General features: G+C 46.3%; 11 protein-coding genes and 1 pseudogene. 5 read left to right on the top strand and 7 right to left on the bottom strand.

Annotated features, from left to right (window positions below; all coding sequences use genetic code 11):
- Positions 1–79: 79 nt before the first annotated feature.
- The 7 genes and pseudogenes from rsmG to rpmH all read right to left on the bottom strand — a co-directional run bounded on the left by rsmG (position 80) and on the right by rpmH (position 6,170).
- On the bottom strand, positions 80–787 hold the full coding sequence (gene rsmG, locus ABNN70_RS03940; RefSeq protein ID WP_353948802.1) for a 16S rRNA (guanine(527)-N(7))-methyltransferase RsmG: 708 nt from the start codon (positions 785–787) through the stop codon (positions 80–82).
- Between the two features lie 18 nt (positions 788–805).
- Positions 806–2,698 carry a tRNA uridine-5-carboxymethylaminomethyl(34) synthesis enzyme MnmG gene (gene mnmG / locus ABNN70_RS03935; protein ID WP_353948801.1) on the bottom strand — a complete coding sequence of 631 codons (1,893 nt, stop codon included), beginning with the start codon at positions 2,696–2,698 and terminating at the stop codon, positions 806–808.
- Positions 2,699–2,751: 53 nt separating this feature from the next.
- Positions 2,752–4,130: pseudogene (mnmE, locus tag ABNN70_RS03930) on the bottom strand (tRNA uridine-5-carboxymethylaminomethyl(34) synthesis GTPase MnmE).
- 247 nt (positions 4,131–4,377) lie between these two features.
- The gene (gene spoIIIJ, locus ABNN70_RS03925) at positions 4,378–5,157 is read right to left on the bottom strand and encodes a YidC family membrane integrase SpoIIIJ (protein ID WP_353948800.1); all 780 of its coding nucleotides are present in this window, start codon (positions 5,155–5,157) and stop codon (positions 4,378–4,380) included.
- Between the two features lie 4 nt (positions 5,158–5,161).
- Positions 5,162–5,434 carry a membrane protein insertion efficiency factor YidD gene (gene yidD / locus ABNN70_RS03920; RefSeq protein WP_129928583.1) on the bottom strand — a complete coding sequence of 91 codons (273 nt, stop codon included), beginning with the start codon at positions 5,432–5,434 and terminating at the stop codon, positions 5,162–5,164.
- The gene (gene rnpA, locus ABNN70_RS03915) at positions 5,434–5,790 is read right to left on the bottom strand and encodes a ribonuclease P protein component (RefSeq protein WP_129928584.1); all 357 of its coding nucleotides are present in this window, start codon (positions 5,788–5,790) and stop codon (positions 5,434–5,436) included. The genes yidD and rnpA overlap by 1 nt, the downstream gene beginning before the upstream one ends.
- 245 nt (positions 5,791–6,035) lie before the next feature.
- Positions 6,036–6,170 carry a 50S ribosomal protein L34 gene (gene rpmH, locus ABNN70_RS03910; protein WP_129928585.1) on the bottom strand — a complete coding sequence of 45 codons (135 nt, stop codon included), beginning with the start codon at positions 6,168–6,170 and terminating at the stop codon, positions 6,036–6,038.
- Between the two features lie 646 nt (positions 6,171–6,816).
- On the opposite strand from rpmH, the gene dnaA reads away from it, so the two are divergent.
- The 5 genes from dnaA (at position 6,817) to gyrB (ending at position 13,018) form a co-directional block, all read left to right on the top strand.
- Positions 6,817–8,250 carry a chromosomal replication initiator protein DnaA gene (gene dnaA / locus ABNN70_RS03905; protein ID WP_129928586.1) on the top strand — a complete coding sequence of 478 codons (1,434 nt, stop codon included), beginning with the start codon at positions 6,817–6,819 and terminating at the stop codon, positions 8,248–8,250.
- A gap of 233 nt (positions 8,251–8,483) precedes the next feature.
- A complete protein-coding gene (dnaN, locus tag ABNN70_RS03900; RefSeq protein ID WP_353949371.1) occupies positions 8,484–9,626 on the top strand; it encodes a DNA polymerase III subunit beta in 1,143 nt (380 codons plus the stop codon).
- A gap of 29 nt (positions 9,627–9,655) precedes the next feature.
- Positions 9,656–9,877 (top strand): S4 domain-containing protein YaaA, encoded by a 222-nt coding sequence (gene yaaA / locus ABNN70_RS03895; protein ID WP_129928587.1) that lies wholly within the window; start codon positions 9,656–9,658, stop codon positions 9,875–9,877.
- A gap of 16 nt (positions 9,878–9,893) precedes the next feature.
- Entirely contained in the window at positions 9,894–11,018 is a 1,125-nt protein-coding gene (gene recF / locus ABNN70_RS03890) for a DNA replication/repair protein RecF (protein ID WP_353948799.1), read from the top strand.
- Positions 11,019–11,098: 80 nt separating this feature from the next.
- Entirely contained in the window at positions 11,099–13,018 is a 1,920-nt protein-coding gene (gene gyrB, locus ABNN70_RS03885; RefSeq protein ID WP_353948798.1) for a DNA topoisomerase (ATP-hydrolyzing) subunit B, read from the top strand.
- Positions 13,019–13,095: the final 77 nt, after the last annotated feature.

Raw genomic sequence — 13,095 nt, 5'->3', positions numbered from 1 at the left:
TACGGCCGCCTTTTATCTATTTCGGCTGCACAGCTTTGAATTCCTTCCGGCAATTAACCCCAATGTTTCACGTGAAACATCACAATGGCTTCCTGGAAGGCGTTCCAGGCTTTCTTGGGTATTTTACAGGCGTTGTGCCTGTTTTTTTAATAAAAACAAGGGTCCTCTTACCGGCAAGATCAGGCAGATCCAGAGAAACGGATCGCTGAAGTGTTCCGCCGAGCTCATGGAGAGCATGGTCAGAACTGGAGATCTCCTGACTGGCATTTGCTCCTTTAAGAGCAATGAATGTCCCCCCTGTCCGATTGAGGGGCAGACAATATTCACAGAGTACAGAAAGAGGCGCCACCGCCCGGGCAGTCACAATATCAAAAGACTCACGAATACCCCTCCTGTGTGCAAACGTTTCTGCACGGTCATGGTAGAGCCGGACATCATTCAGATTCAGTGTCCCTGTCAGTGATTCAATGAAAGACAGCCTTTTTTTCAGGGCATCAACCAAGGTCAGTTTAAGCCCGGGGTACATGATTTTCAAAGGAATCCCGGGAAAACCCGCCCCCGAACCGACATCACAGAGTGTCATGCCGCTACTGAAGGGAAAATAAAAGGCCGGTGTCAGTGAATCATAAAAATGTTTCACCGTGACCTCTTTTTCTTCGGTAATTGCTGTAAGATTCACTTTCTGATTCCATTTTACAAGTTTCTGGAAATACAGGTCAAATTGTTTTTTCTGAACTTCAGAAAGCTGCAATCCCTGATTTGACAGTATTGATTCGAGATATTTCATTTGTTCCTCCAAGAGCTGTCAGCCGGTTGTTTTCGCCAGTCTGCCCTGTTCCAGATAAACCAGCAGAATGGCAATATCGCTCGGATTCACGCCGGAAACCCGTGAAGCCTGACCTACCGATATCGGACGGACTTTGCTTAATTTCTGTCTGGCCTCCGTAGCCAGCCCGTCAATTGCCTCATAGTCGAGATCCTGAGGGATCTTTTTCTGTTCCATGCGTTTCATTTTTTCTACCTGCTGCAGTTGTTTATTAATATAGCCCTCATATTTTATCTGAATCTCGACCTGCTCACCAACTTCTTCGGGAATCTGGTTCCCGTCATCCGGCAGCAGAGTGACCAGATCATGGTAATCGAGTTCCGGTCTCTTTAACAGTCGGTCAGCTCTGATGGGTTCCCGAATTGCTGTTGCACCTTTTTTCGCAAGCAACGCATTCACAGCTTCAGAAGGCTTGACAGTCAAAGAAGCAAGGCGTTTTCTTTCGTGTTCAATCATCTGTTTCTTTCTCAAAAATCTCTGATACCGTTCTTCAGGGATTAAACCAATTTGATGACCGAGCTCCGTCAGACGCAGATCTGCATTATCATGACGGAGAAGCAGGCGATATTCTGCACGTGAAGTCAGTAAACGATAAGGTTCCTTTGTCCCTTTGGTGACCAAATCATCAATTAGCACACCGATGTAAGCCTGCGAACGGTCAAGAATAATCGGATCCAGACCAGATGCTTTACGTGCCGCATTAATGCCGCCCATCAGCCCCTGCCCGGCTGCTTCTTCATATCCGGATGTCCCGTTAATCTGACCAGCCGTAAAAAGTCCTGAGATTTTTTTTGTCTCAAGCGACGGCCACAGTTGCGTCGGAACAAGAGCATCGTATTCGATAGCATACCCCGGACGCATCATTTCCGCGTGTTCCAGCCCGGATATGGACTCCAGCATCTTTCGCTGAATCTCCTCCGGCAGGCTCGTCGACAGACCATCAACGTATACTTCTCTTGTTTCCCGTCCTTCGGGTTCAAGAAAAAGCTGATGACGGCTTTTATCACTGAAACGGACAATTTTCGTTTCAATTGACGGGCAGTATCTTGGTCCGGTACCGACGATGGCACCGGAGTAAATGGGAGAACGGTCCAAATTATCATGGATGATCTGATGAGTCACAGGATTGGTGTACGTCAGCCAGCAGGGAATCTGATCTTTGACAAATTGCGTGGTATCATAGGAAAATGCAAGAGGCCGCTTATCACCGGGCTGAATTTCCGTTTTGGAATAGTCAACAGTCCGTCCATTAACACGCGGCGGAGTGCCTGTTTTAAACCGGACCAGATCGAATCCCAGTTCTCGCAAACAGTCCGACAGCTTGACCGAAGCCTGCATATTATTCGGACCACTCTCATATTCCAGATCACCGATAATAATTTTCCCTTTCAGATAGACGCCTGTTGTCAGAACAACCGTTTTTGCCAGGTACTTTGCTCCGGTCGCGACAACAACTCCCCTGCAGACCCCGTCTTCCACAATCAGTTTTTCTACCATGCCCTGACGCAAGGTCAGATTTTCTGTTTCTTCAATAGTCTGCTTCATGGCACGCTGATAAAGCTGTTTGTCTGCCTGAGCACGCAGCGCCCGGACGGCAGGTCCCTTTCGGGTGTTCAGCATTCTCATCTGAATATACGTTTTATCTATATTGTGAGCCATTTCACCACCAAGTGCATCGACCTCCCTGACCACAACACCCTTGGCCGGGCCGCCGACAGACGGATTGCATGGCATAAAAGCGACGCCTTCCAGACTGATCGTCAGCATCAGTGTCTTCGCACCCATCCTTGCTGCTGCAAGGCCGGCCTCAACACCCGCATGTCCGGCACCAACGACAATCACATCATACGTGCCGGCCTGATATGTTTTCATAACTGTTCCACCCTTTTTGATTGATTTAAAAATATCTATTCAAAGGCGTTTTCTTATTTTCCAAGGCAAAACTTCGAGAATAATTCATGAATCAGACTGTCTGAAACCGTGTCTCCCACAATCTCACCCAGAATTTCCCATGTCCTTTTCACATCAATCTGAGCCATGTCGACAGGAATACCCTTCTCTGAAGCGCGGATCGCGTCAGTGATTGCCGCACGTGCCTTTTTCAGCAAAGCAATATGCCGCGTATTAGAAACGCAGACCTCTTCATTCTGTGAGAGGCCCCGTTCAAAGAACAGCGAAGAGATTTTGTTCTCCAATTCGGAGAGTTCCTGATCCTTAGAGAGGGATGTCCGGATAATCGGGTTTCCCTCTGCCAGCCGATTGACCTCTTCCAGTGAAACACCGCAGGAAAGATCCGTCTTATTCAGTATGATAATCGCCGGTGTTCCCTTAATCAACTGAAATAGTTCTCTGTCCCCCTCTGTCAGGCTCTCGTGATAATTAATCAGGAGCAGAACCAGATCAGCTGAACGAAGGGCCCTCCGCGACCGCTCTACGCCAATCTTTTCCACCACATCCTCAGTCTTACGAATGCCTGCTGTATCAATCAGTTTCAGTGGTATACCGTTGATATTCACATATTCTTCTATAATATCACGTGTCGTTCCGGTACATTGGTCACAATTGCTTTATTTTCATGCACCAGCTGGTTAAGGAGAGACGATTTACCCACATTCGGCCGGCCAATAATCGCTGTAGACAACCCTTCTCTCAGAATCTTTCCCTGTCTGGCTGTTGCCAGAATGTGATCAATTTCCTTCCTGACTTTCTTTGAGCGATCATCGAGCATTTGATTGGTTACGATTTCCGCATCATCATATTCCGGATAATCAATATTGACTTCAACCGAAGCCAGAATGTCCAGCAGCTGCTGCCGCAGTTTACGGACAAGTCTGGATAGTTTACCCTCCATCTGATCCATCGCTGTATTCATTGCCCGGTCTGTTTTCGACCGGATCAGATCCATAACCGCTTCAGCCTGAGATAAATCAATGCGCCCGTTCAGAAACGCCCTTTTCGTAAATTCACCGGGTTCTGCCATTCGCACGTTCTGGTCAAGAATCAGTTCCAGAACACGGTTTACACTTATCATGCCGCCATGACAGTTAATTTCTACAACGTCTTCCCGCGTATAAGTCTTCGGTTTTTTCATGACCGAAACCATTACCTCATCAACGATACGTTCTGTGTCCGGATCGATTATTTTACCATAATGAATCGTGTGCGAAGGAACTGCTGTCAGTCTCTTTTTTCCTTTATACAGCCGATCTGTCGCCTGAATAGCATCAGGTCCGCTCAATCGGACAATACTGATCGCTCCCTCACCGGCAGGTGTTGAGATGGCCGCAATGGTATCATAATCCAATTTTATCACCCCAATTCTGATAAGTCTCTCTCCCGGATGTCTGTCAGCTGATCCAGTTTCACGAGACCACACTACGGCTATGCAAACAGAATCTACACGTCTAAGAACACTTGCCGACTGGCAGGACGCGGGCACTGCCAGAGGCAACGTTTTTTCAACCCTTTTTTCCTCAAAAAATTTTATAGTGAGAAAAAAGCGCGCTGAATGCGTGCTTTTCCCCGAAAACTCTATAGATCTACCCTTGCGGTTATTTTTTCTTCTTTCTGGAGCCTTCAGCCGGTTTCTCTTTGTCATCATGCTTCTCGTAAATAATATACGTCTGGAAGATCATGAAGATATTACCGACAACCCAGTAAAGGGCCAGTGCTGATGGGAAATACAAAGCCGGAATCGCAATCATCAGCGGGAAGACGTAAAGCATCATGGTCATCTGCGGATTCGCGTTCCCCATTCTGCCTATCATGATCTTCTGCTGCAGGAAGGTTGTCGCTGCAGCAATCACAGGCAAGATGTAATAGGGATCAGGAGCGCCGAGCTGGAACCACAGAAAAGACTGTGTTTTAATCTCCGATGTGCGCATGATGGCCTGATAAAAGGCAAACAAAATAGGCATCTGAATCAGGAGAGGCATACACCCGGCGAGCGGATTGATGTGATTTTCCTGAAAGAGTTTCATCTGTTCTTCCTGAAGCTTGCGCTGCGTATTCTGATCTTTGGAACTGTATTTCTCCTGAAGGGCTTTAATTTTCGGCTGCAGCTCCTGCATGGCCTGAGAACTTTTGACCTGCTTGGCCATCAATGGCAAAATCACGAGTCGAACAATCAACGTGGTGATAATGATCGCAATGCCATAGCTGTTCCAGAATATCTTGGCCACTTCAATAATAAACCATGAGAGAGGATATACGAAATAATGACTCCAGAAACCCCCACTCTCTGCGGTAATCGGTTCATTCAAATTCGTACAGCCTGTGAGCAGCACGACAATCAGAACAAGCAGTCCCGCACCAATTAATCGTTTACGCAAAATGTTACCTCCTCGGTCGATCCGAACGAAATGTTATCATACCTGTATGTCTGTGTCCGGTTTTTTTTTCCGGCACAGGATCAAAGCCTCCCGGATGAAAGGGCTGACACTTCAGGAGCCTCCTGACTGTCAGCCATCCACCGCGAATAACGCCGAACCGCGAAAAGGCCTCCAGCGCATATTGTGAGCAGGTTGGGTAAAACCGGCATGAAGGCGGCGTGAAAGGTGATATAAATTTCTGATAGATGCGGATCAAAAATATAAAAATATATTTCATTATAACTCGTCCTTATGTTCGGCTATTACGCCTGCTTTTCTGAGAACATGCATCAGGCTGCCCTGCATTTCATGATAGGACATGGTTCGTACCGGACGTCGAGAGATAATAATGTAATCATTTCCAGGCTCCAGTCTGTCTGCCATATCCCGAAAGATTTCCTTGATACACCTTTTTATATGATTCCGCATGACAGCATTGCCCATCTTTTTACTCACGGACAGACCCAGCCGTGAACAGGGCTGACCGGGATGCCGAAGTACGTAGACAACAAACTGTCTGTTGGCGAATGATTTCCCTTTTTTAAAAACAACCTGAAAATCTTCGTTCTTCTTTAGTCTCTGAATTGTCTTCATTTTGTCCCTCCAGTGGGACATCATTTTACCCTGTGTAGCATATTAATCATAGATCATCGAACTAAGAAATAACTGTCCCCTCATTGCGTTATTGCCTGTCCCGCATGACCTGATGAAGAAAAACCGGCCCGCAGGCAAGCCCCTGACGCATCCGGGGGTTTCAGTTTTTCAACCCTTTTTCTTTTCGTAAAAATTTCAAACTCTATTATAGTGTGAAAAAAACCACTGCAATGCTGACAGTGGCTTTACGCAGACAAAACTTTCCTTCCCTTGCGCCGGCGGTTTGCCAGAATCTTGCGGCCCTTTGCTGTCGCCATTCTCGCACGGAAACCATGCACTCTTTTTCTGCTGCGTTTATTTGGTTGATAGGTACGCTTCACTTTCATACACCTCCCATACAAATCGATAAATAAAATCGGTGCCTCGTTCAAACATATAGGTCGGATCTCATTTTATCCATTCATTATTCTCTAATCAAAACCAGTCTGACTTATTATAATTATTTTTTTTGTGAAAGTCAACCGTCCTTCCAGGACGCCACCGTCCTGAAATGCGTCCCCACCTTCTGTGGATAATTATTTCTCCTCCTTCGATTTTTTTCACGTTTTATCGACATGTTCCTAACAAATTACCAGGCTGTGTACAACGCCCATGTGCAAAAGTTATTCACTGTGGATAACTTTTGGCGATCATTGCTTTATCGGTGCTTTTTTGATATGATCATAGTACTTGAATCCGTCGAAAAGTCCGTTAATGCACAGATTTATCCACTGCCTGTGGATAAATCTTCAAGACGTTTAGCACAGATGTTAGTTGTTTTATCCACAGGTTGTTAACATCTGTTGATAACTTCAATCTGTTCGACAAAATACGCATTTTTCAACTGCACATTTTGTGGATAAGCAAAAAAAGCAGGGTATACAGGTGAAAGCAGTGAATCGTCCGCAGGCTGTGTGATCATCCAGTCTGACTGTTGGCGTTTGCTTTTTTTATGTATTTCATCAGACAAGGGGGGGCCGCAAAGCATTGAACAACCTGAAAGAAATATGGGATCAGGCACTGATCATCATTAAAAAGAAACTTAGCAAACCCAGTTTTGAGACATGGCTTAAAGAAACTCAGGCACAGGCTGTAAACGGACAAAACATGATTATCAGCGTCCCGAATGAATTTTCACGCGACTGGCTGGAAGAACATTATTCCCGTCTGATTTCAGATATACTTATGGAAATAACTGGAATTCGCTACAGCATCCAGTTTGTTATCCCGCAGAAAAATAAAGGGAGCCTCGGTCATAAAAAGGGAAACAGCACAACTCCAAAAAGAAAGAGTGAGCCGGCGAACTTCAGTCAGAGAAACAGCCCCGGGCACCCTGTTGAGCGTTCCGGTGCAACTGATCGAAGAAGTCTCGATGAGATTAATAACAGTATGCTGAATTCAAAAAATACATTTGAAACCTTTGTCATCGGATCCGGAAACCGTTTTGCTCATGCCGCTTCTCTGGCAGTCGCCGAAGCGCCGGCAAAAGCCTATAACCCGCTTTTTATCTACGGCGGGGTCGGACTGGGGAAAACGCACCTGATGCATGCGATCGGACACTATGTAATCGAACATAATCCGGCCGCTCGCGTTGTTTACCTGTCTTCTGAAAAATTCACTAATGAATTTATTAATTCCATTCGTGACAATAAAACGGTGGAATTCCGTAATAAATACCGGAACGTTGATGTCCTGCTCATAGATGATATTCAGTTCCTCGCCGGAAAAGAACAGACACAGGAAGAGTTTTTTCATACATTTAATGCGCTCCATGAAGAATACAAACAGATTGTCATCTCAAGCGACCGGCCGCCAAAAGAAATTCCGACACTGGAAGACCGTTTACGTTCCCGGTTTGAATGGGGGCTGATTACAGATATCACCCCGCCTGATCTTGAGACCCGTATTGCTATTCTAAGAAAAAAGGCAAAAGCAGAAGGTCTGGATATACCCAATGAGGTCATGATCTATATCGCCAATCAGATCGACACCAATATTCGTGAACTGGAAGGCGCCCTGATCCGTGTCATCGCTTTTTCATCACTGAACAATGAGGATATCAGCGTCGATCTTGCGGCAGAAGCGTTGAAAGATATTATTCCTTCTGCCCGGCCGAAGCAAATCACGATCCAGGATATTCAAGTGGCTGTCGGTGCTGAATATCATCTGCGTCTGGAAGATTTTGCAGCAAAGCGCCGGACTAAGTCCATTGCCTTTCCAAGACAGATTGCCATGTATCTTGCTCGTGAACTGACGGATTATTCGCTTCCGAAAATCGGTGAAGAATTCGGGGGCCGTGACCATACTACGGTTATTCATGCTCATGAAAAAATCACAAAACAATTATCTGTCGACCGTGAACTTCAGAAAAAAGTCAATGGCTTAATTGACCAGCTGAAATCTCCGGCAAGAGTCCAATAGCTTGCGGATGGGGTACCGGTCATACACAGGACTGTGCATAACAGTAAATAACAGTATTCATTTTATCCACAGCTTATGAACAGGTGGATAACTGTGCTTTTCACGGTAGAAGCCATTTACCCACAAATCCACAGGTCTTACTACTATGATTACTGTATCTTATTTCTTATAACATATTGGGGGAAAGAATCATGCAAGAAATGCAAGACACGAATCAGGGCACAACACTGACAATGCATGTCAGTGTTCAGAAAAACAGGCTTGCTGAAGCCGTAAGCCAGGTGATGAAGGCTGTCTCATCAAAAACCACCATTCCTATACTCACAGGCATTAAAATTTCAGCAGATCCTGACGGCATTCGACTGACAGGAAGCAATTCCGATATTTCGATCATGTCCTTTATCCCTGCTGAAGATCAGGATCAGGAAGTAGCTGTTATCGATACGCCGGGAAGTGTCGTTCTTCCGGGACGTCTTTTTTCCGAAGTGGTTCGTAAATTCCCCAATGATAAAATTCTTATAGAGTCAGACAGCCGCCAGATTACTAAGATCACTTCAGGTTCTTCTGAATTTAACTTAAACGGACTTGATCCGGAGGAATATCCGAATCTGCCGGTCATCAATGAGAAAAAAGTCATCAGTATCCGAAAAGACCTTTTACGTGACGTCATCAGACAGACCGTTTACGCTGTATCCGTATCAGAAACGCGCCCGGTTCTGACCGGTGTCAAATGGAGTCTGAAAAACGGGAGACTGGCTTGTGTCGCAACGGACAGTCACCGCCTGGCACAGCGGTCTGTCCCGGTTGCATCCGGAAGCGCAGCTGAGGAATCCAGAGATGTTGTCATCCCCGGCTCAAGTTTAACTGAACTGGTAAAGCTTCTGGATGATAACGATGACGAAAATGCAGACCTTGTAATGACATCAAATCAGATCCTGTTTCAATTGAATAATGTCCAATTCTACTCCCGGATCCTGGATGGAAATTATCCGGATACGTCGCGGTTGATTCCTCAGGACAGTAAAACGACGCTCACCCTTCCAACCAGAGGACTATACCAGGCGATCGAACGGGCTTCCATCCTGGCTAAGGAGGAACGGAACAACATTGTGAAACTCCGGGCGGAGGATGGACACGTTGAAATTTCTTCCCAGTCCCTGGAACTGGGCCGCGTTTTTGAAACGTTACAGGTTGAAGAATTTGAAGGAGAGCCGATGCGTATTGCGTTCAGTGCCAAATTCATGATGGACGCCCTGGGGAAAATTGATGACAGTAATGTACGTATTTATTTTGTCGGTCCCATGCGTCCGATTATTATCCGTCCGATCGGCGATGATAATATTCTGATGCTGATTCTTCCCATCAGAACTTTTTAACCGTTGAGGAAAAAAAGTGAGGCGAAATGATGAAAACAGTCAGACTGAAGGTCAATGAGGCCTTCATCACACTGGGTCAATTGCTTAAACTTGAAGGCATCATTCAAACAGGTGGCGAAGCCAAATATTTTCTCTCATCGACAGAAGTTTATGTCAATGGAGATCATGAAATGCGCCGCGGGAAGAAATTAAGGGATGGCGACCTGATCAGAGTGCCCGGAATGGGTGAATTTGTCATCAGTCGTTCATGAGGGGGATTGCCCCGCGATGATACTTAAATCAATTGAATTAACAAATTTTAGAAATTATGACAGGCAGAAACTGTCTTTTTCGCCAATGGTCAATGTTTTTCTGGGAGAAAATGCACAAGGGAAAACCAACCTTCTTGAAGCTATATATGTTCTCGCCCTGGCCAAATCCGTGCGCACCTCCCATGATAAAGATTTAATCAAATGGGATGAAGATTATGGTAAAATAAAGGGAAGAGTGGCCAGGCGCGGAGATATTTTCCCCCTTGAACTGATTATTTCCGGAAAAGGCAAAAAGGCGCGTGTCAATCATCTTGAAAAAAGGCGTCTCAGTGAATATGTCGGCAATTGTAATGTTGTCATGTTTGCCCCTGAGGATCTGAATCTGGTCAAGGGCAGCCCTTCTGTCCGCAGAAGATTTATCGATATGGAAATGGGACAGATCGCTCCCGTCTATCTACATCTCCTCAGTGATTACCAGAAGGTGCTGCAACAGAGGAATGCTCTGCTCCGGGATGAGATGCGGCAGAAAAAAGGCCGGGATTCACTGCTGGATATTCTGACAGAGTCCATGATAACCCTGGCGTCGGAAATCGTCCGGCGCAGGCTGAGCTTTGTCTCCCGGCTGAATAAATGGTCTTCGGCAATTCATTCGGAAATCAGTGACGGGCGGGAACAGCTGTCACTTGTTTATGAGTCTTCCGTCCACGACGTATCAATAGACAGCGAACAGTCAAAAATAGAAGAAGCTTACAAGAACAGTTACCGGCGTTTAAAACAACGTGAGCTGGACAGAGGATCTACCCTGTTCGGTCCGCACAGAGACGATCTGCAATTCTTTGTCAACGGGCGTAACGTACAGACATTCGGTTCCCAGGGGCAACAGAGGACGGCCGCCCTTTCTGTCAAGCTGGCAGAGATTGAGCTGATTAAAGAAGAAGTGGGCGAGTACCCGCTTCTTCTTTTGGACGATGTACTGAGTGAGCTGGATGATGTCAGAAAGACACATCTTTTGAGTGTGTTCAGGCAGAAAGTCCAGACCTTTGTAACGACTACATCCATTGATGGTCTGGATCAGGGCCTGCTGGACAGGGCGACACTTTTCAGCATCAGTCAGGGGAAAGTGGAACCCATGCACGAGTAACTCTATGGCATTCAGCACCGGTAGTGGTGACAGATTTTAAGAGATTATGTGTCGGATGACACCAAGTTAGGTGGGTTATCATGAGTGATCAAGAGAACGTGGAACAATCGTATAATGCGAGCGAGATTCAGGTCCTCGAAGGGCTTGAAGCTGTCCGCAAAAGACCCGGAATGTATATTGGCACAACCGGAGTCAGAGGTCTGCACCATCTGGTCTGGGAAATTGTCGATAATTCAATCGATGAAGCGCTGGCCGGTTTCTGCCACCATATTCAGGTCATTATTGAGAAAGACGGCAGCGTAACTGTAATGGATGACGGCCGCGGCATTCCTGTCGACATTCAGAAAAAGGTCGGTCGGCCGGCGGTCGAAGTCATTATGACTGTACTTCACGCCGGAGGAAAATTCGGAGGCGGCGGATATAAAGTATCCGGCGGTTTGCACGGCGTCGGCGCTTCAGTCGTCAACGCACTATCGACAACGATGTGGGTAAAAGTTTATCGAAACGGTCATGTATACTATCAGGAATATCACCGTGGAAAACCGGTTGCGGATCTGAAGATTATCGGTGATGCCGACCGGACAGGAACAACCACCCACTTTATTCCGGATCCTGAAATTTTCAAGGAAACGACTCATTTCGATTATGATACACTCAGAGTCCGTGTACGTGAACTTGCCTTTCTTAATAAGAATATCCGCATTTCGATTGAAGACCGACGTGAAAAGGACAGGAAAGAGAGTTTTCACTATGAGGGCGGAATCCGTTCGTATGTGGAGTATCTTAACCGATCAAAAGAAGTGCTGCACGAGCCCATTGATCTTGACGGGGAAAAAGACGGCATCAAGGTTGAAATCGCCATGCAATATCACAGCGGATACTCCGGTCAGATTTATTCATTCGCCAATAATATTCATACGCATGAAGGTGGTACGCATGAATACGGTTTTAAAGTGGCTCTGACACGCGTGGTTAACGATTATGCAAGAAAGAATCAGCTGATTAAGGGAAATGATCAGAATCTTTCCGGTGAAGATGTGCGGGAAGGTCTGACCGCGATTATATCGATCAAACATCCGGACCCGCAGTTTGAGGGACAGACGAAAACCAAACTCGGGAATCCGGAAGTCCGTACGATTACAGATAACCTGTTTTCTGAGAGTTTTTCCAGGTTTCTTTATGAAAACCCGGATGTTGCCCGGATGATCATTGATAAAGGAATTGTCGCCTCACGTGCCCGGACAGCTGCCAAAAAAGCCCGTGAACTGACCAGACGTAAAAGCAGTCTGGAGAGTACGTCACTGCCTGGAAAGCTCGCCGATTGTACATCGCGGGACGCCTCTGTTTCCGAGCTGTATATCGTCGAAGGGGATTCGGCCGGCGGCTCGGCCAAACAGGGCCGTGACCGGATGTTCCAGGCTATCCTGCCTCTCAGAGGGAAAATCTTAAATGTTGAGAAGGCGCGGCTGGATAAAATTCTGTCAAACGCTGAAATCCGGGCGATGATTACAGCATTGGGAACCGGTGTCGGAGAAGATTTCAAACTGGAGAAAGCCAGATATCACAAAATCATTATTATGACCGATGCCGATGTGGACGGCGCACATATCCGGACGTTATTGTTAACGTTCTTCTATCGCTTTATGCGCCCTCTTCTGGAGAACGGATATGTCCTGATTGCCCAGCCTCCCCTCTACCGGGTTCAGTACGGAAAGACACTTCGGTACGCTTATAATGATCGCGAGCTGGAAAAAATTCAGAAATCACTTCCTAAAAATGTAAAACCTGCCCTGCAGCGATATAAAGGTCTTGGTGAAATGAATCCTGAACAGCTCTGGGAGACCACCATGGATCCGCAGAATCGTGTGGTGCTGAAAGTCAATCTTGAGGATGCCATGGAAGCAGACCAGATTTTTGAAATGCTGATGGGAGACCGCGTTGAACCCAGACGCGATTTTATTCAGGAGAACGCCCATTTCGTTCAGAATCTGGATGTGTAAAACAACACCCTCATACTCAGACAGGAAACAGGTGACGTTTGGAAGCATACGGATTTTACGTTTATCACAATCATCGG

This window comes from Sporolactobacillus sp. Y61 (assembly GCF_040529185.1).
Taxonomy (GTDB): domain Bacteria; phylum Bacillota; class Bacilli; order Bacillales; family Sporolactobacillaceae; genus Sporolactobacillus.
Note: the sequence above shows the minus strand (reverse complement) of the source record. Positions and strands in the feature narration are given on the sequence as shown.